The 24,175-nt window shown below is 26.4% G+C and carries 17 protein-coding genes; 14 read left to right on the forward strand and 3 right to left on the reverse strand.

Translation table 4 applies throughout. The annotated features are described in order from the left end of the window. The first annotated feature begins 14 nt into the window (after positions 1–14). Positions 15–995 (forward strand): 3'-5' exoribonuclease YhaM family protein, encoded by a 981-nt coding sequence (locus tag MENTO_RS01310; RefSeq protein ID WP_099651085.1) that lies wholly within the window; start codon positions 15–17, stop codon positions 993–995. A 66-nt stretch (positions 996–1,061) separates the two neighbouring features. Here MENTO_RS01310 and MENTO_RS01315 read toward each other — a convergent pair whose 3' ends face one another. From MENTO_RS01315 to MENTO_RS01325, 3 genes are read right to left on the reverse strand one after another with little or no spacing between them, the layout of a single operon-like run. Then, positions 1,062–1,469 (reverse strand): HIT family protein, encoded by a 408-nt coding sequence (locus MENTO_RS01315; RefSeq protein ID WP_099651086.1) that lies wholly within the window; start codon positions 1,467–1,469, stop codon positions 1,062–1,064. Continuing rightward, positions 1,469–3,562 carry a lipoprotein gene (locus MENTO_RS01320; RefSeq protein ID WP_099651087.1) on the reverse strand — a complete coding sequence of 698 codons (2,094 nt, stop codon included), beginning with the start codon at positions 3,560–3,562 and terminating at the stop codon, positions 1,469–1,471. Before MENTO_RS01320 ends, MENTO_RS01315 begins: the two co-directional genes overlap by 1 nt. Continuing rightward, positions 3,562–6,399, reverse strand: a complete 2,838-nt coding sequence (locus tag MENTO_RS01325; protein WP_099651088.1) for a lipoprotein — start codon at positions 6,397–6,399, stop codon at positions 3,562–3,564. Before MENTO_RS01325 ends, MENTO_RS01320 begins: the two co-directional genes overlap by 1 nt. Before the next feature lie 152 nt (positions 6,400–6,551). Between MENTO_RS01325 and MENTO_RS01330 the strand changes: the two genes are divergently transcribed. From MENTO_RS01330 to MENTO_RS01390, 13 genes are all read left to right on the forward strand, one after another. Beyond that, on the forward strand, positions 6,552–7,778 hold the full coding sequence (locus MENTO_RS01330) for an aminotransferase class V-fold PLP-dependent enzyme (protein ID WP_099651089.1): 1,227 nt from the start codon (positions 6,552–6,554) through the stop codon (positions 7,776–7,778). Positions 7,779–7,787: 9 nt separating this feature from the next. Beyond that, entirely contained in the window at positions 7,788–8,216 is a 429-nt protein-coding gene (locus MENTO_RS01335) for an iron-sulfur cluster assembly scaffold protein (RefSeq protein WP_099651090.1), read from the forward strand. A 73-nt stretch (positions 8,217–8,289) separates the two neighbouring features. Further along, entirely contained in the window at positions 8,290–8,937 is a 648-nt protein-coding gene (locus MENTO_RS01340; RefSeq protein ID WP_099651091.1) for a 5-formyltetrahydrofolate cyclo-ligase, read from the forward strand. A gap of 250 nt (positions 8,938–9,187) precedes the next feature. Beyond that, on the forward strand, positions 9,188–9,391 hold the full coding sequence (locus MENTO_RS03805) for a MerR family transcriptional regulator (protein WP_167372670.1): 204 nt from the start codon (positions 9,188–9,190) through the stop codon (positions 9,389–9,391). Positions 9,392–9,463: 72 nt separating this feature from the next. Then, on the forward strand, positions 9,464–10,450 hold the full coding sequence (locus tag MENTO_RS01350) for an aldo/keto reductase (protein WP_099651092.1): 987 nt from the start codon (positions 9,464–9,466) through the stop codon (positions 10,448–10,450). Positions 10,451–10,542: 92 nt separating this feature from the next. Beyond that, complete coding sequence (locus tag MENTO_RS01355; protein ID WP_099651093.1) at positions 10,543–11,823, forward strand: glucose-6-phosphate isomerase; 1,281 nt, start codon at positions 10,543–10,545, stop codon at positions 11,821–11,823. Between the two features lie 114 nt (positions 11,824–11,937). Next, positions 11,938–12,642: an ABC transporter ATP-binding protein gene (locus tag MENTO_RS01360; RefSeq protein ID WP_099651094.1), complete on the forward strand. Its 705-nt coding sequence runs from the start codon at positions 11,938–11,940 to the stop codon at positions 12,640–12,642. Then, positions 12,642–13,607 carry a hypothetical protein gene (locus MENTO_RS01365; protein WP_099651095.1) on the forward strand — a complete coding sequence of 322 codons (966 nt, stop codon included), beginning with the start codon at positions 12,642–12,644 and terminating at the stop codon, positions 13,605–13,607. The genes MENTO_RS01360 and MENTO_RS01365 overlap by 1 nt, the downstream gene beginning before the upstream one ends. A gap of 110 nt (positions 13,608–13,717) precedes the next feature. Then, positions 13,718–14,221 carry a dUTP diphosphatase gene (locus tag MENTO_RS01370; RefSeq protein ID WP_099651096.1) on the forward strand — a complete coding sequence of 168 codons (504 nt, stop codon included), beginning with the start codon at positions 13,718–13,720 and terminating at the stop codon, positions 14,219–14,221. Between the two features lies 1 nt (position 14,222). Beyond that, positions 14,223–14,978, forward strand: coding sequence for a TrmH family RNA methyltransferase (locus MENTO_RS01375; protein WP_099651097.1), 756 nt, complete (start codon positions 14,223–14,225; stop codon positions 14,976–14,978). Between the two features lie 81 nt (positions 14,979–15,059). Continuing rightward, a complete protein-coding gene (locus MENTO_RS01380) occupies positions 15,060–16,478 on the forward strand; it encodes an NADP-dependent glyceraldehyde-3-phosphate dehydrogenase (protein ID WP_099651098.1) in 1,419 nt (472 codons plus the stop codon). Between the two features lie 138 nt (positions 16,479–16,616). Continuing rightward, positions 16,617–19,091: an MOLPALP family lipoprotein gene (locus MENTO_RS01385; protein ID WP_099651099.1), complete on the forward strand. Its 2,475-nt coding sequence runs from the start codon at positions 16,617–16,619 to the stop codon at positions 19,089–19,091. Between the two features lie 25 nt (positions 19,092–19,116). Next, positions 19,117–24,174 carry an ABC transporter permease gene (locus tag MENTO_RS01390; RefSeq protein ID WP_099651100.1) on the forward strand — a complete coding sequence of 1,686 codons (5,058 nt, stop codon included), beginning with the start codon at positions 19,117–19,119 and terminating at the stop codon, positions 24,172–24,174. The last annotated feature ends 1 nt before the right edge of the window (position 24,175 follow it).

Raw genomic sequence — 24,175 nt, forward strand, 5'->3', positions numbered from 1 at the left:
ATAAGGAGTTACATATGAAAAAAATAAATGAATTAAATAACACAGTGTCTTCAACTGACTTAGTTGTTAGATTAGAAAAAGTTATTGTTTCAACAGCAACTAATGGCTCATCGTATTTAATTTTAAATTTATCAGATAAAACTGGTAGAGTAGAAGCTAGAAAATGAACTGTAACTGATGAAGATAAACAATTATTGCAACCAAATGCTTTTGTTTTATTCAAGAATGCTGCTGTGAACGAATTTAGGGGCGTATTGCAGCTTAAAGTAAGCGATTATAGTATTCTTAGCGAAGTTGATTTAAATCACTTTGGATTAGAGGGAAAAGACTTTTTTATTGAAGCACCGATTAACATTGAAAAAAACTATGCGGAGTTAATGAGTATTCTTGAAAGTTTAACAAATCAAACTTATCGTGAATTAACAATTAGCTTAATTAAAAAATATGAAAAAGAATTTTTAACTTACCCAGCTGCAATGTCAATTCACCATAATGTTAAAGGCGGATTATTCTGACATAGCTTCACACTAGTTAAAAATGCTCTAGCTTTAAAACCAAGTTATGCTTATGCTTCAATTGATTGAGAATTGTTGATTTGTGGAGCAATCCTACATGATATAGGTAAAGTAATTGAAATTATTGATTCAACTGGAACTGATTATAGTTTACAAGGTAAAGTAATTGGACATATTAGTATTGGTAATACTGAACTTAACAAAGTTGCAGAAGAATTAAATTTGTACAAAGATGAACAGGGAAATATAAATGAATCATTAACTTTATTGCAACATATGATTATTGCTAGTCATGGTAAAAAAGAATATGGTTCACCAACTGAACCAGTTATTATTGAAGCAATCATGTTGTCAATGTTTGATGATCTAGATGCTAAAGTATTTAAAATAAATGATGAATTAAATAAAGTTGAACATAAAACATGAACACCAAGAATTATTAGCGTTGATGGGAAAATGTTTTATAAACATAAAAAGTAATGTAACACTTAAGTTACATTTTTATATTCAAAAGTGTATGAAAAAAGATGACTTAATTGTCATCTTTTATTTTGTTATTTCATTAAACACATCTTCTAAGGTTGCATATTTAAGATTAACGTTCTTATCATGTAAGAAACCTTCATCTTCTTTAAACTTAGGTAATATATGTTCGTGATAATGGAATATAACCTGCTTAGCTATTGCTTCTTGATTAGAAATATAGTTAAAACCTTTAACACCATTCAGTTTTGATTGTAGTATTTCAGCAACTATTTTTCTTGCTTTGCTTACTTCAACTAAATATAAATCTGGAGTTTTAGTTAAGTTTTCAGCATGTACTTTTGGAATTACTAAAGCATGACCATCAGATACAGGATTAATGTCTAAGAACGCGTAAACATACTCATTCTCATAAATTTTATATGAAGGAATTTCTTGTTTTATAATTTTACAAAATAAACAATCATTCATTAGTCTGAACTATTCCCTTCGTCTTCTTTAATATATTTAGAAATTTCATCATACAGACCTTGGAATAAAACATTATCTCCATCCATAATGTATTTAGTATAAAGTTCTTCTTTAGCTTCAGTAGTATAATCAGTATCCCCAGTCACTAAACCTTTTTCAATTTCTGAAATTAATAATTGTTTGTTAGTAGCAGACAAGTTTTTAATATCTGAACTTGTTTTATCAGAGTTATTTCAATTAGTTGTTAATTGCGAAATACTTTTTGGATCTGAGTTTCTAGCTAATAAAATAGAGAATAAGATTTTATCTGTGTCTTTTACTTTAGCTTGTGCATCTTCATCAAAACTAGAAGTAAAACTTGAATCAGCTTTGTTAATTGTTTCATGAATACCTAACATAGTATCATCTTTTGATTTAACTGTAATAGTAGTTTTTCTATTTTTACCTAAAGTTATTTGTCCAGATTCTTGCCCGTCTTGAACCTTTATGTAAAGATTCCCACTTTTATCTTTTATAACATCAATATTATTTGGGTTTGAATATTCCTTCATGTCATCAATGCTTTGGCTGTATTTGTCACCAAGAGGTAATCAAGTATTTTCAGGAATTGACATTTCAGCTTTACCGTTTATTGGCAGAATAGTTACATTTGTAGCGTCATAAATATCATTTAAATATAATGGTAGAACTAAAACAATTTCACTCTCACCTTTATCACCAACAGCAAAACCTTGACCTTTTGGACCAGTTAATAAAGTTGGCTGATTAACTGATTTAGCAGCAGTTTGAGCATCTGTTGAAATACTTAGTGAACCACTAATTGCTTCAACTCCAGTGTCGTTATTTTTAACAATACCGTTATATCCTTTTAAGCCGATTGAAAATGGATCCATTCCTAACTTAGTAGTATTAACTAATTTATCACCAGCTTCAGTTGAATTGAAATTATCTCTTAAGATTTTTATGCTGTCATCTTTTAGAATAACATTACCAGCTGCATTTGGGTCATTTAATGCTTTTTTGTATGAATTAACTCACTCAGTTGCATCTTGTGAAACATCAGCTTTGAATGATCAAATTAATTTAATATTTGAATTTACAGAAGTTGGAGCAGCTGTTAAAGAGTTTTGGAAAGATGAAACTAATTTGTTAGTAGTATTTAATCTAGCAAATGATCTTGTATAGTTAGTATTTGTTAGGTTTGTTGTGTATAAATTACTATCTAAATAAGCTAAGCTAATTAATTGAGTATAAATATCAGGTATAATTTTTGCGTTAATATAAGATTGAAAACGATATTTCATAATCTCTTTACCAGTAAATCAATCTTGACTTTCTGATGGTTTTACTAAAAAATTGCCATTAATATCACTAACTGAAGTTTCTTTATTTAAAACTTTTGAAATACTAGGTTTTGCAGTAAGTGCAGGTACATGTCCTTTTTTATCTGTCGAACCAACAATATAAAATTTATTATTATTTAAAGTTTCAAAGCTTGGTATGTTTCAATTATTTTCTCCAAACTCTCCACGTACTTGTCATCTAGTCAAAGAACCACTTGTTGTTGTTTTTGAATCTTCACTATTTTCAAAATAAATTGAGTAACTTATTTTAGCATCATCTTTAAATAAATCAAAGGGGTTTAAAGAATGATTGTTTGAGTAATTATAGTCATTAACTAAACCTTTACTATTACCAATGATAGCAGCAGTATACTCGCTAAAGAATTGATTAGTTGCTAAATCATTTAGCAATTTATTTGTAATGTTTTCTTTTACATCTTTTTCTTTAACTTTGAATGTAGAAGCTAATGTAGAACTAGTTGCTTTATACTCTTCTTCTGCAATTTTTCTATCTAATATTTTTAAAACGTCAGTAATAATTTCAGAGTCGCTTATTTTTAAGAACTTTTGTGCTTGAGAAACACTAATAAATTCATTATCTAACATTTTTAAAATTAAGGTATCATAAATTTTTTTATCACTGAAATTCAATTTTGAAAATCTATTTACTGTAGTTGTACAAGAAACAACAACTGAAGAAGTAGTAGCAGTTAATCCGACTGCTGCTATTATAGCTAATAATTTTTTCATTATTTTACTCCTCCTTTATGTTTATTTAAACTATTGATAATGATTTCATCATTATAAAAATAATCTGATACTTTATAAATAAAAATAGAATTTGTTTTTCCTTTAGAAATTTCTGTTATTCAAATTTTACTTGAATCAATATTTTCTAAAGGTACTTCAATTGCATAGTTAGGAATGAATTTTCTAGAAACTTTAGTTTCTAAATCATGATATTGCTTATTGTAATTATCCTTTACAGATTCAATTCACTTGTCATTTTGATCATTAAAATTCATTGTGAATTCTGAAATTTTGTTTTGTTGATTTTCAATAACACTTAATAATTCTGCAACTGCTTTTTTATCTACATTCTCACCGTCTGTTGCAAAAAATGAACCAAATAATTCTTCGCCATCTTTACCTAAAATTTCACCTAAATATATTCATAATCATTGACTCAATAATCCAAAATTTTCAGATGTTGAAATTGTTGACTTGGCATCAGCTAAAATATCAAAATTGTAGAATAAATTATTTTTATCATTATCACTTGATAACATTCCTTTAGCAACAGTATTGTTAACTAAAAATCTCTCATAATCGTTAGTAATTGAATAGTTTATTATTTTACTGTAGTCATTTCCAAAACTTGTTCCCATACCCTCAATGATTTCTTGTTTACTTATATCAGCGTTTGTTCCGGGAGTTGGAGTTGTAGCACTTTCAGTCCCATTATCAACTTTAACAATACTATTTTGAGTAGTAGGCTTATCACTTTTAATTTTAGGATTTAATAAATAAGGTACTAACTCTTTATTAGTTTTTGAAAGAAGATCATAAGCCATTGATTGTTCTTTATCTTTATTTTCAGTTTTAGTTTCTGAGTTAAATAGACTGTAACCATCAATTTTCATGAAATGTAATCCATCAGTATCAATAAAAGCAATTATTCCATCTTTATCATTTAATACTTTATATGGTTTTGGTGCTTCTGCAGAAGTATTACCTTTTGCAGAAGTTGATTCAGGAAGGTGTCTTCCTAAGTCATTAACAAGTGTGAATAATAAATTCATACCAGCTACTGCATTAGCATTATCTTTCATCTTTTCCATTTTTCCCTTGAAGGTATCTCAATTATCTATATTAGTTGTTGATGAATCCCAATCTGTTTTTATTTGAGGTTCATATTGAGTATTTTCTGAAGTTAAAAAATCATAAACAGAATACTTAGCAAGGTTTGAATAAGTTCCAGCAGTTGTATCATAGTCTAGTGTTAATAATTTTTCATTATTTTTTGCTGTTAAAAATGATCCAATACCAGTATCAGTTTGATTTTGACCTAATTTTCAAAGGTTTCCTTTATTTGCACCTCTGTAAAATGTTTCAAAATCAGTTAATCCAGTAGTTGAACTAGTTTCTGCATTTGAATAAATACTTGTAGCACTTTGTTTATTATTACTTCCACCAACGCTATTTGAAATATAAGCTGTATAGAAATTGTAGAAACCTTCAAAGTATTTAATTAATTCATCAACTGTACTAGATGTGTTTACAAATTGTGCAGGACTTATTTCTTTATTAATATCAGGAGTTGATGAACTATTAATTTTTGAAAAGTCTAAAACAATTTCAGAAGTTGCTACAGGTTTTTTTGCTTCAAAGTAATTATCAATTAAGTATCTTTGAGAATTTGATAAAATATTTATTTTTTGATTATCTTTTTTTGAATTTAATATAGGTGCAACAGAAACAATTTGTGTTTTATTAAGATTTCTAGATGATATTCCTTCGTAATTATAAAAATCTTTATATTCATTTTTCTGATCTAATTTTATTGCAGTAACATTTGAAATGGTAAATATATCTTTCATTTCAGAAATTTTACCTAACATTTTATTGTTAGCAAAACTTAAACTAATGCCTGATAAGAAAGTATTTCATGTTAAATTAGTAAAGAAAGTGTCATTAATATTTTCAATAAAATCAATTTTGAAACCATCAGTTGTATCAGTTGTAGAATTAAACGCGTTTTTTCCACCTAAAACATTTATTAAATTAATAATAGAAGTTTTTTGAGATTCGCTTGTTGCTTGTTTTATTACAGGTTCATTTAAAGAAGTATTATCTATATTAACATCTGCATTTACAGATAAAAATGTTGCAAGTAATGCAGAAATTTCTGTATCATTAACTTTAATTGTATTGTAACCATTAGATCAAGTAGAATCAGTAGCACCAAATCCTAAAGTTTTAGACAAGTTTGCATATGCTGAGTTAGTTGAATCAGTTAAAATATAATTTGAAATTCAAGCATTTTCTAATGCAGTTTGATCACCATTAACTCAAGGAAATTGACCTTTTAAATATTTAACTCAAGCTTTTGTACCTTGTTTTTTATTATCAAGATATTCTTTTCTTGCATTTTCCATTTCATTATTTGCACGACCATAAATAGTATTAGCAGCTTTTGATTTCTTACCATATTGAGTTTCTAAACTTTTTGCAAACTGATTTCCATCTTCAATACCTTCATCATTTAAATATTCATTTATATAACCATTAGATTTAGTTGTTTTACCTTTGAAAACGCTATTTTCTGTGCTTGCATTTTCATAAACTGCAACTGCAAAGATGTTATAAAATTCTACTAAGAATTTTTGTGGGTCTTTACCTAAGCGACCATAAGTATCATTGTATCAATTTAATAAATCTTCAGTAGTAATTTTAAAATCACCATCATCATTAATGAAAATATTTCCATATTTGTCATCATCATCTTTATTTGAACATGAAATTAAAACACTTGTAGCACTAGCTGTCAAAGTAAAAGCACCAATTAGTGATAGTAGTTTTTTCATTATATTTTCCTCCTGCGAAAATTGTTTCTGTTAACGCTTTATTTTTATATAAATATAAGCATTGATAATATTATAACTCAAAACAATATAAATTTATCAATTTTTTTTGTTCTAAATAGTATAATTACCTAGATAGAAAAGAAGGTTTGTGAATGAAAGATTTAAAAAAATATTTTCCATTTTATGATAAACAAAGTAATCTGATTTACTTTGACAGTTCAGCAACTAGTCTTAAAATTAAGAAAGTAATTGATGCTGAAATGCAATTTCTAACTGAAAATGGCACAAATCCTCATGCTGTTGACTACAAAAAAGGCTATCAAGCACTTGAATTAATTGAACAAGCAAGGCAATTAACAAAAGAATTTATAAATGCTAAAAAACCTGAAGAAATAATTTTTACAAGTGGTACAACTCACTCAATAAATTTATTGGCAAATGGACTTAAAAAATTAATTAAAAAGGGTGATGAAATTATAGTAACTGAACTTGAACATTCAGCAAATTTATTACCATGAATAGTTTTGGCAAAATCAAATGGTGCAAAAGTTAAAAAAGTTGAGTTAAATGATGATTTTACAATTGATATTGATTCGTTTAAAGCAATATTATCAAGTAAAACAAAAATAGTTTCATTTGCAAGTATTTCAAATACTATCGGAGCAAAAAATGATATTAAACTAATTACTAAAGTAATTAAAGATTTTAATAAAGATATAATTGTACATGTAGATGCAGCACAATCAATAGGGCATATAAGAACAGATGTAACTGATTTAAATATTGACTTCATGTCATGATCGGCACATAAAATGTATGGTCCTTTTGGTCTGGGTTGTTTATATGGGAAATATGACTTATTGAATCAATTAGAACCATTATTTTATGGTGGTGGAATGAGCTTAAAAATTGAAAGTGATTTAATAAATTATTCACTAGCAACTTTACCTGAAAAATTGGAAGGTGGTACACCAAATATTAGCGCAATAGTAGGGTTTATAGAATCAATTAAGTTTGTAAATTTAATCGGCTTAGAAAATATTGAAAAATATGAACTTGAACTTAAAAAATACTTTGTTGATAAAGTTAAAGAAAACAATCTTGAAAAGCATATCATTTTTTATAATTTAGATATTAAAACACCGATCATTTTGTTTAATGTAAAAGGAGTAAATCCTCAAGATATAACTAATTTTTTAGATGATAAATACAATATTTTGGTTCGTGGTGGGGCCAATTGTGCTAGAAGAATTGAAGGTGTAATCAATACAAAAATAGCTATTAGAGCTAGTTTTGGTATTAACAATAATAAAGCTGAAATTGATAAATTTATAGAAGCTTTAAAGAATACAAATAGTTTTTTAGATGTACTATTTTAAAGGAGAAAAATGATAGATATTAATGATGATATTTTATTGAGAAAAATTTTAATGAAACATTTTACTGAACCAATTAACAAAGGTTTAAAAAATAACAAAAAAGCCATAATTAAAGATGCAAAATCACAAACTTGTGCTGATGAAATGCAAATTGAAATATTGATTGAAAATGATATTTTTAAAGAAATTAGCTTTGAAGGAACTGCCTGTGCAGTTGCAACATCAAGCGCTGATATTTTTTTTGAATTGATAATTAACAAATCAAAAAGTGATGTAAAAAAAATTATAAATCAGTATAAAATTTTTTTAAATACTGGAGAGGCATCAAAAATTGAATTATTGGATAAGTTAATAGTTTTTAAAAACATTAATAAACAAAAAAATCGTATATTATGTGCCAATTTAGCAATTGATGCAATAAATGAAATTATAGAATAGCTTGTTTATAGAATAGCTTGTTTATGTATAATTAAATTATGAAATAATTAATTATTTAATAAAAGGAGAAACCATGAGTAATAAAAATCAAATTAGAGATAAATTTCTTAAAACAAGATCTTTTTTATCTAAAGCTTATAAAGAAGAAGTTAATAAAATAATTGAAAGAAAAGTTAATCACTATATTGAAAGATATAATTTAGAAAAATTTGCAATTTATCTTTCAACTGAAAACGAGCCAAATACTTTAAATGTCATTGAAACAAGTCTAAAAAGAGGGATTGAAGTTTATGTTCCGTTAATTGTTGATGAAAATAAAATGGAATTTAGAAAAATCACTAATTTAGAAACTGATTTAGAAGAAAATAAAGTACTAAATATTTTGCAACCTAAAAAAACATGTGAATTATTGTCAGAAGGCAATTATATTAATACTATGTTTATTCCCCTAGTAGCTTTTGATAAACAATTAAACAGATTAGGTATGGGAAAAGGCTTTTATGATCGTTGAATAAATGAAAATAACTATTCAGGTTATAAAATTGGTTTATCTGCTTCTTCACAATTATCAAATGAAAATATAGATGCTGAAGAATTTGATGTTAGATTAGACAATGTAATTACTGAAAAAGAAATTTATGTTCCTTTTATTGAAGAAGAACAAGAATTTGATTATGATGTTACTTATTCTGTATTCAATGATGAAACAATTGTAGGTTAATTTTTAATAGGCAATGCCTATTTTTTTTTATTTTATATTGCATTAAAGTAAGTTTAATCTTTTACAATAAATATAAGTAACCTTAAAGGAGTTAAATATGGAAAAGCTATATATGAAAGATATATCAAAGGAATTAGGTGTTCCAGAATATATTTTAAGATTTTAAGATTCAAAAGGATTATTTCCATTTTTTGAACGAGATGAAAATAATTATAGATTCATTAAAAAAGAAAAACTAGAATGGATTAGAATGGTTTTATGTTTAAAAAAATCAGGTATGTCTTTACTTAAAATAAAAGAATATATAAATTTGGCTTTAGAAGGAAATAACACTTATTCTAAAAGACTTAAAATGATGATAGAACAAGAAAAAATTGTTAAACAAAAGATAAAAGAACTACAAGAACAACTTGAATATATTAACTATAAGAAAAATTTATACAAAAATAATTAAAAATGTTATTGCATTAAAGTAGGTTTAATGAAATATGATGAGAATGAGTTTAAAACTCAAAGGAGTTAATTTATGAAAACAAGAACATTAGGTAAAGATTTAATAGTTTCAGAAATTGGATTAGGTTGCATGGGTTTAAGTTATAGTCAGCCACCATTTCCAACTAAAGAAGAAGCTATTAAATTTTTAAGAAATGCATATGAAGAAGGTGTAACTTTTTTTGATACAGCAGAAGTATATGGGCCTTTTAATAATGAAGAATTACTTGGAGAAGCATTTAAAGATATTAGGAATAAAGTTATAATTGCTACTAAATTTGGTTTTTCTTTTGATGATAAAAATGTAACTGGGGTTGATAGTAGCAGAGAAAATATTTTAAGAGCCATTGAAGGCTCATTAAAAAGATTACAGACAAACTATATAGACTTATACTATCAACATAGAGTAGATCCAAATACGCCAATTGAAGAAGTAGCACAAGTAATGAAAGAATTAATTGAGCAAGGTAAAATAAAACATTGAGGTTTAAGCGAAGCATCTGCAAATACTATCAGAAAAGCTCATGCAATTTGCCCAGTTACTGCTTTACAAAGTGAATATTCAATGTTTTGAAGAGAAGCAGAAACTAAAGTAATGCCGACATTACAAGAACTAGGCATAGGATTTGTTCCATTTTCTCCATTGGGAAAAGGTTTTTTAACAGGAACTATTAAACCTGGTCATGTTTTTCCAGAGGGAGACTTTAGAAACACAATTCCAAGATTTAATACACCTGAATATTTGGAAAATAATTTTAAATTAGTTGAATATATTAAAAAACTTGCAGAAGCAAAAAGCACAACTCCTGCGGCAGTCGCAATTGGTTGATTGTTAGCTCAAAAACCGTGAATAGTACCAATTCCTGGAACTAAAAAAATTGAAAGAGTTAAAGAAAATAATTCTGGATCACAAATTTCTTTCACAAAAAAAGAATTACAAAATATTAAACAAATCTTAGATCAAATTGAATTAATTGGAAATAGATACAATGATTTAAATGAAAGTAGAATAGATAAATAATTAAAATATTCATTAAAGAATAGCAATTGCTATTTTTTTATTTGATAAGAGTATAATAATTCTTGTAAAGTAAAAATTTAAGGAGAAAATATATGATTAAAGTTGATTTACAACACTCAGGACTTTCTATAGCTGATTTAAATGAAGCAAAAGTTAAAAAAGTTCATGAGATGATAATTAATAAAACTGGAAAAGGTAATGATTTTTTAGGATGAATTGAATGACCAAAAACATTTGATAAAAAAGAATATGAAGAAATGAAAAAAGTTGCTTCTTCATTAAGAAGTAAAATTGATGTATTAGTAACTGTTGGAATTGGTGGTTCATACTTAGGTATTAGAGCTGCTGATGAAATGATTAGAGGAATTAATCATTCTGATAAAGTTCAAGTAATTTATGCAGGACATACAATGAGTTCAACTTATGTTGCTCAGTTATCAGATTACTTAAAAGGTAAAAAATTTGGAATTTGTGTTATTTCTAAATCAGGAACAACTACAGAGCCAGGGATTGCTTTTAGAGCATTAGAAAAACAATTAATTGAACAAGTTGGAGTTGAAGCTTCAAAAGAATTAATTGTAGCTGTAACAGATTCATCAAAAGGAGCTTTAAAAACTCTAGCTGATAATAAAGGTTATCCAACATTTGTAATCCCAGATGATATTGGAGGACGTTTTTCAGTTTTAACACCTGTTGGAATTTTCCCATTATTAGTTGCAGGAGTTAATACTGATAATATTTTTGCAGGAGCTATCAAAGCAATGGATGAATTAGTTCAAGGCGATTTAACAAATGAAGCCTATAAATATGCTGCTGCTCGTAATGCTTTATATAATGAAGGTTATAAAGCTGAAGCTTTAGTTGCTTATGAACTACAAATGCAATATACTGCTGAATGATGAAAACAATTATTTGGAGAATCAGAAGGAAAAGACAATAAAGGTTTATATCCTACATCAATGATTTTCTCAACAGATTTACACTCACTAGGACAATGAGTTCAAGAAGGTGAAAGAAACGTATTATTTGAAACAGTTATTAAAGTAAAAGAACCAGTAGCTAATATGTTAGTTGAAGCTGATGCTGATAACTATGATGGTTTAAATTACTTAGCTGGTAAATCATTCCACGAAATTAATTCAACTGCTATTGAAGGAGTAATTGATGCTCACGTTAATACTGGAAAAATGCCAAACATTGTATTAGAATTTGACAAAATGAATGATGTACAATTTGGATACTTAGTTTACTTCTTCGAAATAGCTGTTGCGATGAGTGGATACTTATTAGAAGTTAATCCATTTGATCAACCAGGAGTTGAAGTTTATAAATACAATATGTTTAAGTTACTAGGAAAACCAGGAGTTAAATAGTAAAAACCAAAAAAATCCATTATTATTTTAAAAAAAAGAACTTTTTCCAAAAAAGTTCTTTTTTTTTTTTTTTTGTGAGTAGAATAAGACCTATATACAAAGAAGGGGAAACTAATGATAAGTATAAATAATGTAAGCAAAAAATATGGAGAAAAAGTAGGAAACTTTAATATAAATATAGAAATTAAAAAAGGCGAAATTTATGGAATAATAGGTCCTAATGGTGCTGGTAAAACTACTTTAATTAGGCAGATATTAGGTTTTGTAAAACCTGATGATGGCAATATAACAATTAATTCTATGCATTCATGAGAAAAAAGACAAGAAATAATGGAATGAACAGGTTATATAGCTGGTGAAGTTAGTATTTATGAAGACTATACAGGAATGCAGTTTCTAAAATTAATGTCTAATTTAAAAGCTAATGTTGATTGATCTTTTGTTGAAAAACTAATTGAATATTTTGAACTTGACACATCAAGAAAAATAAAAAAAATGTCAAAAGGAATGAAACAAAAAATAGCTATAATATCAGCAACTATGAATAAACCAGCTTTTTTAGTATTGGATGAGCCAACATCAGGATTAGATCCAATAATGCAACAGAGATTTAATGAATTGATTTTAAAATTAAAAAGAGAAAACAACTCAACAGTTATAATTTGTTCTCATATTTTTGAAGAAGTTGTAGCACTTGCTGATAATGTAGGAATGATTAAGTCTGGTGAATTAATAGAAGAGTTTGTAATTAAAGAAAAAAATATCGAAATAATTAGAGAAAAATTTAAAAGTGTTTTTATTAAGGAGAGTATTTTATAATGGTTAAAAAAGTTTCAGGGTTTCAAATAATAAAAACTCATTTAAAGTCTAATTGAAAACTAATTTTATTTTTATTTTTAATTGCTCTTGCAGGATCAGTTCTTGTTTTATGAATTTTTCTTCTTGGAGATCAAGGCAGAAAATATATTGCTCCATGAAGTCTTACTGTAACAAGCTCAGGTCCTTCAGGATCAGGAACATCTTTAAGTGGTGGAATGGGTCTTCAGTATCCAATTAGTTCTATATTATTAAGTGCGGGTTGTGTATCAATATTCAGTATATTATCTTTAATTTTTATTTTTATAACTTTCAATAAAGAAGTTAAGACAACTCAAATAAGTATTTGACTAACGTCTCCAATATCTAAAAAGAATATTATGCTATTTAAATTTTTATTTGTTATTTTAACTTTATTTTTAATTTATTTACCTATGTTTTTTTCAATAATTATATTTGCTTCTTTATCATATGATGCAGATAAATATTTCATTAATGTATTTGGGCAATTAATTTATTTCTTTGTATTTGTTATTCTTATAAGTGCAGTTTTCAGTATAATTTTGACTACTTTATCAGACAAAGTTACTTTAGCTATAATTCTTTGTGTAGCCATTTTGGTTTGAATGTTTCTTACTTCAATAATAATTAGTTTTTCTCATATAACTAAAACGCATCAAGAAGACATTGAAGGAACAATAGTGAATGTTTATACAAGACCTTATAAATGGTTAGAAAATTTCAAATATATTGCTCCACAAACTTTATATGCTCAATTTTTAACTTTTAATATTGATAAATATATATCAGACGAATCACTTAACTCAAATGAAATATATGAGGTAGCTACATTAAATATTGCAAAAACATGATGATTAGTAATCTCTTTATTTATTAATATAACTTTAATTTGTTTAATTGAAACTTTAAATTTAAAAATTGTAAATAAAAAAGATTTCAATATCTAAAATTGGCATTGCTGATTTTTTTTATTTCAATACCTTTATTTCAATAATTAAATATTTTATAAGATAAAATCATTAATATATAATATTTAAAATTAATAAGGAGAACATATATGATTAAAAAAGAAACACTTAAATGATTAAGTGAGCAACAGGAATTTTTAGATAATAAAATAATAGAAAAACATAATTTAACTTTAGATCACGAAATTTTTAGAAAAAAACTTATTGCTTTTTGAGTAGAATTAGGTGAATATGCTAATGAAGAAAAGAGTTTTAAATATTGAAAACAAGGAGCACCCAGTGCTAAAGAAGTTCAATTAGAAGAATACATTGATGGATTACATTTTATCATAAGTTTGGGAAATCAAATTAACTATAATTTTGACAACTTTAATTTTATTGATTTGGGACATAACAATAACATTGATTGTTACTTTGAATTAATAAAAGATTTAACTGCTCTAGTTGATAATCCAAATAATGAATCATTTGCTAAAATTTTTAATTCATTTTTACAAATTGCAAAAGTTCAAAATTATTCAGAAGAAGATTTAATCAAAACTTATAAAGCTAAACATGAAAAAAACCAACAAAGACAAGTAGAAAATTATTAAAATGGAAAAAATAACATCAACATCAAATAACAAAATCAAAGATTTAATCAAATTAAGAGATGATAAAAAAATCCAAATGATTGAAAATCTTTTTGTAATCGAAGGATTGCATATGGTTAATGAAGCAATTAAAAGAAATATTGTCAAAACTATATTTTTGGAAGAAAAAATGTTAAGCAAAATTTATGATATTAATAATTTTGAATGTATCTTAATTTCAGAAAATGTTTCAAATAAAATTTCTTCAACCAAAACAAGCCAAGGAATTTTTGCAACTTGCACATTGGAAGAACAAGAAATTAATATGTCAGAAAATATATTAATTTTAGATCAAATTCAAGATCCAGGTAATATGGGTACTTTAATTAGAAGTGCAGCTTCTTTTGATTTTCAGACTGTGATTGCTTCAAACAATTCTGTTAGTTTTTATAATCCTAAGGTTTTAAGGTCTACTCAGGGAAACTTATTTTCAATAAATTTAATAAATGATGATTTAATTAAAGTTATTAGCAAATTGAAGCAAAATGATTACCAAATCATAGGAACTGTTTTAAATGATGAATCAAAATTTCTGAAACAAATAGAATTTAGCAAAAATCAAAACTATGCGTTAATAATAGGCAATGAAGCAAAAGGCATAAGTGAAGAACTTAAACCTTTAATAGACATTAATTTAAACATAGAAATGAGCAATGAAGTTGAATCTTTAAATGCAGCAATTGCAGGTTCAATCATTATGTATAACATTAAAAAATAATTAAATTTTTATTTTTGTATTGCCTTATAGTAGGTTGAATGTTTTAAAATTAAATTACAATCAAATAAAGGAGAATTTAATATGGAAAAATTCAAAGCAATAATTAACAATCAAGAAATAGAATCTAACTCTTGATTAGATATTATGGACCCAACAACTGATGAAGTTTATGCACAAGTTAGTGCACTATCTGCTCAAGAAATAGACTCAGCATTTAAGGCTGCTAAGGCTGCTCAAAAAAACTGAGAAGCAATTGGTATTGAAAAAAGAATTGAGTTTTTAACTAGATGAAGAGATCTAATGTTAAAAAACGAAGAAGATTTAGCAACAACAATGATGCATGAAATTGCAAAAGCCTATAAAGATTGTTTAACTGAAGTTCGTAGAACAGCTGAATATATAGATTTAACAATTTCAGAATATAATGATTTACAAGTTTTAACTTTTGATAAAAATTCTAAAGGTATCAACGAAGATATAATTGCTGAATACAAAAGAATAGCAAAAGGTGTTGGTGTTGGTATTTCACCATTTAACTACCCTATTAATTTAGCTGTTTCTAAATTAGCACCAGGATTATTAACTGGAAATACATTTGTATTTAAACCAGCAACTCAAGGAAGTATTGTAGGTATTAAAATTGGTCAATTAGCAATTGAAGCCGGTATACCAGCTGGTGTATTAAACGTTGTAACTGGGCGTGGAAGAGAAATTGGAGATGTTATTGTAACAAACCCATTAATTGACTTTATTTCATTTACAGGAAGTGTACCTGTGGGTAGAAGATTAATGGAAATTTCAAGCTCAAAAGACTTAGTTTTAGAATTAGGTGGGAAAGATGCAGCTATTTTATTAGATGATCATAACTTAGAAAACATTGCTAAAGATATAGTTGCAGGGGCATTTAGTTATTCTGGACAAAGATGTACAGCAATTAAAAGGGTTATTACTACAAATGATATAGCAGATAAACTAACACCGTTAATTAAGGCAGAAGTTGCTAAATTAACTGTTGGATTACCAAGCGAAAATCCTATCATTACACCTATGATAGATAAAAAAAGTGCTGATTTTGTAACTGACTTAATTAATGATGCTATTAAAAAAGGAGCAACTTTGGTTTATGGTGGATCTAGAGATAAAAACTTATTGCAACCTACATTGTTGGATAATGTTACAGTTGAGATGAATGTAGCTTGAGAGGAACCATTTGGTCCTGTGCTTCCAATTATAAGAATAAATGAAATTGAAAACATGATTAATATTGCTAACAAATCAAATTTTGGTTTACAAACTTCAGTTTATTCAAAAGATGTAGACTTAGCTTATAAAGTTGCTGAACAATTAGAAGTTGGAACTGTAAATATTAATAGAAGAACTCAAAGAGGGCCTGATGTTTTACCATTCTTAGGAGTAAAAGACTCAGGATTTGGTGTTCAAGGAATAAAAGAAACTATTTTATCAACAACAAGATATAGAGGAATAATAATTAAAAAATAACAAACTATAAGGGTCTTAAAACCCTTATTTTTTTATTTTTAGTATTTAAATTGACCTCTTTTTTTATCTAAATATCTAAAAATGGTATAATAATATAAATATTTTTAGTTTATATTAATCAAAGGAAAGGGAGTTAATATGAAAAAAATGCTTTTAAGCTTGACTGCTGTTAGTATGTTAGCTTCATCAACTGCAACTGTTAGTTGTACTTATACGATGAAAGCTAAAAGTGAATTTGTAAAAAGTATTCAAAAGATAATTAATGTTGCAAATGTTTCTGCTGAAGCACAAATATTAACTTCAAGTAATATGCCAAACTCTAATTTGGCTATTAATGACTATAATAACAACAGTAAAAAAATAAACGGAATTGAATATTCAACAACTAATGCAAACATTGGTTATTCATATACATTAAATAACTTTAGTGGCATGAAAGCTAGTCAATTTTTGCCTAAAGAAGATTTATTACTTTCACCTTCAAATAAACCTAATGATGATAATACAAAGATGGATCGTTATTTATTTAAAAACTATGGGAGTAATTGAGTCAATAACATAAATTCATCAAGTATAACAAATGATAATTCACATAAAGGTAAAAAGACAGGTTCAAGTTCTATAACTACAACTGCAGGTATAGTTTCATCATTAATTGGTGTTGTTTTAGGAAGTGACTTTAGTGTTTCAGAAGCAGGGTTTTTAAATGATAATATTGCTACTATTTTAAACCAATTGCCTAGCGCAACAAAACAAAGTTTAGCAAAAACTTTAGAGGATTTATCATTAAAATTTGAAAAACTTCCTGAAAGTTTGAAACAAAGTTTTTCTAATCCTTTAAATAAATATGTTGGTAAAACAAAATATGAAGCAATAAATGAAATATCGAGAAATTTTTGGACAGAGATTTTCAATAAAGGTAGTGGTGATAGTGGAGAAAACTCAATAAATGAAGAATCTAGAGCACTTAGCAAAATGTCATCAGCATTTCAGTACATATTTACGCTAATATGATACATTCAAGAATTTGCTGATATTATAGATACAAATATTACTCCAGATAATTTAAGTGATGTTTTAAGTCAAAAGATAAATGCTAATGATGTTAAAAATTATGATCAAATAAATCTTAATAAAACTTTTAAAATTTTAAATAATTTTTTAAATCCAGGAAGAGACATAAGAAAAGCAAAAAACCTTGTTATTGTTCTTTTTGGTATTCCAACATCAACTGCTGATTTTAAACCAAAGTCTAATATAATTGTTGAACCAATATTTCAAGCTTTATCAAGTAATTCTTCAACTACTCCTGAAACTTATAGTTTCAAATCTAATCAATCTAAAATGTTTGGCTTAAACATAACAGAAATAATAAAATTTTTAACTGAGATTCTTAAAGTAAATAATTCTTTACCAAAGGAAATTGTTAAAGAAATAATTAGATTACTTGGTGTTTTACAAGAAATTTTAGCAAATGAAAATAAAGATATGTATACAATAATTCAGTCTTTATTGAATGAAGCTGTTTTTAGACCATTAACAGAAGATGGGAAATCAATATTATTGATAGGTGATATATTATATTTACTTGCAGAATCAGTAAATGCTAAAAATCACAATAAAGTTGTTATTGATTCAGCTCCATTGTTAAAAATATCAAGTTTAACAGGATCTCAAAACCCATTTAAAGCTTTATATGATGGTGGATTACTGAAAAGTATTTTCCAAACTATTAATTATTTTACAACTAAAGATGGTTCAAAAAAACCTATATTTAGCGATGTTGTAATTAAAAATTTTAAGGATTTAAGTTCAATTTTTAATACTAAAATGGATATAATTTTCACTCAAATGTTAAATATTGATTATGATAATAATATGCAATTTTTATACGGTATGAAAAATTCTTCAATAGCTACTATTGTAGACACTATCTCTAAACAATTTATAGACCCAATAGAAGGAAAAGAATACTTCCTTGATTTAGGTGCTATTAGAAATATTATTCTTTCGTTTTTCAATAGTTCTTATAAATCTATCTCAATTAACAATGAGCATTATACAGATCCAAATAATTTATTTGCAACTTTAAAAGTTGTTTCAGCAGCATTAAAAAATGAGTCAGTTACTTTTGATAACAAAGTAGTTAATGATTCAAAGTCAATAGTAAATGTTTTAGGTTTAAATCCTGAAAATCCAAATAAATTTATGGAGGGTTCAATATTTGACTCAATAGCTCAAGCGTATGGTCATGGTGTAATTGTTGATGGAAAACGTGTAGAAATACCTGAAAAAAGAGAAAATACAATTAAAATGATTTCTGTTATGCTTGAGGGAATATCATGAATGTCAAAAACATCGGAAAAACAATATTATAATGATAATTTTGGTCATTTCTTTGATCAAGAGAACTGAACAACTCAAATTCTCAATTATTCAAATTTTGACAAAATTCATAATGATGCCGAAATAAAATATAACTTAATTTACAAAAATAAAAAATACAAAATTAAAGAGACTTATCAAGTTACTTTAAAAAGAGATAAAGTTCCAATGAATGAATCAATAGGAAATAAATATTTCTATATTTCAAATATAACTAGAAAAAAATAAACAGAAAAAAGGAAAGGATGCTTTTATGAAAAAAACAAGTAATTGATTACTTTTTAAGCAAGGTTTAAAAGGTATATTTAAATTTAAAATTCAATTTGTTATTATTTTAATTCTTTCTTTTTTATCAATTTTTATTTTGACAACCTCTATTTCTTTAAGAGATAGATTAAACCATACTTACAACGAAGTTGTAAAAAGTGTTGATAAGTTTGATTATGAATATGCTGATGAATTTTTTGGTATCTCTGGTGGGGTTACATCAAATAGTGTTTCACAAAATCCAATGATAATGTTTGTTGACCCAGAATCATACTCAACAATTAATGGAGATTCTAAAACTTTTAATATTTCTTTTAATGAAATATATGGTGGTAAAACTTTTATAACTGAAGCATTTCTAGATCAAAAAATGAAAAGCACATATGAAACAAGCGATTGAGATCTTTTAACTAGTAAAGATTTTATGGTAAAAACAAGAAACATATTATTAAATTATTTTTACTGTGATTTAGTTGCAGCTTTAAATGGAAAAGAAACAGAAAGTTCTCTCAATTTAGAAAAAGCACCAATTTTTGCTTATGCTTTATCTTTAAACAAAGATGAAATAAGATCTGATTATGAAGTTATTAAAAAATACCAATCAATATATCCAATTGATATGTATGAAATAAAAGAAAAGGATTTGTTTTATTTTTCAACAATAGCATTTAGCAGTATTGCCGCATACATTTCTGAAATTAATAATACGTACAATTTGAATGAAACAAATCCAGGTCAACTTGCAGATGTAACATATGAAATAATTACAGGTAATAGTTTAAGAGAAACTCCTATTAATCCTAATTTAATTGTTAATAATCAAAATAAATATTCACTTAGAGTAAACAATTCAACAAATAGTGATGCCTTAATAAAAATTAATTCAAACTCTACACTGGACATTGAACAGGCTATAAAAACAAATGGATTAAAAGGCATATCTACTCCAACATTTGTTCAAAAAAATAACAAAAATAATAAAGTTATAAACCTTAATTCATTTAAATTACAATCAGCTGCAAATGGTGATGATTGGTCTGCTAGGCTAACAGCGTTTGACTCTACTAAAATTAATGAAAGCTTCTTTAATGAGTTAATGAATGATTCTAATTATGATTGAATTTTGCAAGGCAAGAATTATGCAAATATGAATAATAAAGTAGCTAATATATTATCTTTTACATACAAAATGCAATCTGATATTGCAGCAATTGCTTCAAATGTAGATACAGAGTTCAGAAAAGAATTTTCAGTATTTGATAATTCATCACAAGTTCAGTATAAAGTTGTTGTTTTAGATGAAATGAATCACTCAAATTTAAAAATATTAAATCCCGATAAGGGAGGAAGAAAACCAATTGCAAAAGGTGAGATATTAATTTCTGAACAATTTGCTAGAGCAAGAAAAATACCGTTATTTTCAGATTTAAAAGTAGGAGCTCAGAACTTTACTGTTGTTGGATATGCTACAGATACATTTTCATATTATCCTGTTGTAAACGATGACTTACCAATACCACAACCTAAAAACACGGGAATTATTTATGCATCATTAGATACAATAAAACCATTAAGTCAAGATGCACCTTCTTCAAATGGAGAAAAAATAACTAAAACATATGCAAAAAGATTTGTTTGAACAAATGAAAAATCAGACATGAGCTTATTCAATTATTTATTTGCCACATCTCAAAAACCAAAAACATTTTCTGAATCTGTATACAGATTTTCTTGAGACTTACAGCCTCAAGTTGTATTGGCATATAGTTTATTTACCATCATAGTATCATTGATAATAGGTGCAATAGCTTTATCTGGTTTATTGATATCACTTAAAAAGTCAATCAAGGCAAATACAAAACAAATAGGTATTTTAAAAGCATTGGGTGTGGAACCACATAACATTGCTTTATCTTACATAGCACAATCAGTTATTATTGCTATATTTATTATTCCATTAAGTTGAGCTATAGGATTACTAGTTCAATCTGGATTTGTACATTTATTTATTCCATATTTCAGTATTCAATTATATCAAATCCAAGTTTCTGCTTTACCACTTATTTTGGGATTCATATTTTTTGGTTTATTGTCTGTGATCGTTTCATTCTTGGTTGCATGAAGACTAACAAATAAACCTGTTATTGAAATTTTAAGGGTTGAAGAAACTAAAAAAACTCATTCTTGAATTTTAAATAAAATGAAAAATACAGTTTTCAATAAATCTAAATTTACTTTAAAATTTAGTATAACTCTAGCTTCAACAAATAGAAAAAATATATATTTAATGACAATAGTTATTTTTATAACATCATTTTTAGTTTCAATAGGATTCACTATTCCAGCAACTGTAAAAACAGCTCAATCTGCATATTATAAAAATGTTGAATATTCAAATAGTTATAATTATATTGACAACGTTTCTAATGCGCCATTGTCTAAAGGCACAATAAGTTATTCAAAAGATCCTAATGTAATAGACAAAGATTATACTAAACATGGGGACATTTATTCATATTCAAATCCTTCAAATTATTTTGAATCAACGTATGATTCATCACCAATTTCTAAGTACTTGTATAATGGAATGAGTGCTAATGATAAACCTGTATTTTCAAATACAGTTAAGTATTTAGTTTCTGATTCAGCAAACATGCCATCAAACAGTGAAGGTGAAACTGAAGCTAAAACTGGATTATTCCAAATTATTACAGAACAATTTGGTAATAACTTCGCTAATGGAATAGGTTCTCAATTTTCAATCGGAACTATTGAGCAAATTTTTGGTCTTTTATCAAGTTCACTTTATGATGCAACTACACTAAAACCTGAAACAAATATTGCTCAAGAAGCATATTTAACTGACGCTTTAGTTCAAAAGAAATATGATGTTATTACTAAGAACTTAACTCAAGCTATTCCAATGATATTAGGAAGCATATTAGGATCAAACACAAGTGGTGGTGAAAAAGATTGAAAAGAACAAATATTATCAGTTATATCATCAGCAGCCCCAGCATTTGTTCAAAGTTATATTCAAGACCCTTCAAGAGTCCAACAGTATGGATTTGGATATGGTGTTAAAAAAATTTTTAAAGACAGTGAAACTTTTGCAACAAATATTCAAGTTTCAAACAGTAAAAATAATATTAATCTAACTGGTTTGGAAAAAAATCAAAAAGCATTTACAATAAATGATAATTTAAAAAATAAACTTTTTGTAAGTGAAGAGACTTTAGACAAAATAAATAATGTCTTCAATGGCACAAAATATGATTCTGATATTGTAGAAAATGGCTTTAAATATTATGATCATGAAACAAACACAATAAATGTGCCGATCTTACCTAATAGACAAGCTTTAAATTCATATGAGTTAAATAAAAATGCCACAATTGATAATATTTTCACAAAACAACAACAAATTTTATTCGAACATAAAAATGAAAATAACACAACATATGATGTTCTGCCAAAAGAAGCATGAATATATGATGATTCTGATTTTATTAATTCAAATTACTTTAATAATTCTTTTGGTAAAGATAGCGAAAAAGCTAAAACTATAACAAATGATAGAACAGGTACATATCAAACAGATAAAAGTTATTTAAGTTTATATGATTTAGATAATAATAAATTCACATATAAATATTTATACGATGACCAGAATATCCTTCAAAAGGATAGCTATTTATTTAATGATTTTGCTGTTAAAAATAATGAAGGAATTTCATATGTTAGACCATATTATGAATTCTCAAATATTAAATTGTTCCTGCCTAAGGCATTATTAAATGAAGAAGAAAAAAATGGAATAAATAAATGAGCAAATTTTAACAAAAAAAATGGTGTAAAAGCTGAAGGATACTTTGAAAACAATGTAGCCTCAAACAATATACCATCAGCTACTAAAAAAGCATGAGAATCAGTTTATGGAACTGAAGCTAGTTCTAAAGGCTACATAATGATAAAGCCTTATTCATTGGAATATAGTTTTTCTAAAGAAGAATCAATTAACAGAGGTTTAGCAAATATCGTACAAGGACAACCTTTGTGATTTACTGATGCAATGAGAGCAAACTTATTTAAACAAGAAATAACTCAAGTTAAGTATGCAAATACTGATTTAAAAGTTAGTTTAAAATCTGTTGGGAGTCTTGATTCATATAATGGTCGTTTAACAATTGTTGATCAGGGATTAGCAAACTTAATTGGTAATTTCTCAATTAGCAAAAAATACGATGTTAATTATAATTTCTTTGAGCCAGAAATTGTAATTAAAGCAGGACAAACTATTAACACTAATGGTGCAGCATTTACATCTAATTATGATAAGTATAAATTGCATAACGAAAATGAAGATTTATATGTTTCAGATTATACAAAAATGCTAAATAATGGTGCTGATTCGCTTAGTTATACACAAATGATGTGAAACAATGCTAAATTTTCTAATATTGATGAAGCAGTTGATCTAACTACTGGATTCTTTCAAACAACACAAGAGAATAATGGTATTCTGCATTTATCACAAGTACCAATAGGTAATATATCTAAAGAAGAATTGAGATTGCAAGTAGCTGATCAAAAATTATTAAGTATTGAAAAAGACTTAATAACGCAAATTTCTCAATTAGCAATTTCAATTGCAATGTTAATTATTGTAAGTGTTATCATAACATCTTCGTTACTAATTATATTAATCGGAGATATTTATATAACGCATTATGAAAGATTTATGATTTTAATGAAATCATTTGGTTATTCAAATTGAAAAGTTCAGAAATACTCATTTGGAACAGTAACTATTTTATCTATTATTGGATGAATATTAGCTACATTACTAGCATGTGGATTAATAGCATTAATTATGTTCATGCTTAAAATGACAGGATTTGCTGTCCCATTCATTATTTCTTGGTGACCATTTGTAGCCAGTTTAGCTGTTGTTTCTTTTTCTTATTTTGGAAGTTTAATTTTAATTTCTAGAAAAGTAAGAAAAGGAGATCCAGCAGGTCTGTTGATGGAAACTCACGAATAAA

The organism is Mesoplasma entomophilum (assembly GCF_002804125.1).
In the GTDB taxonomy this organism is placed as follows: Bacteria; Bacillota_I; Bacilli_A; order Mycoplasmatales; family Mycoplasmataceae; genus Mesoplasma; species Mesoplasma entomophilum.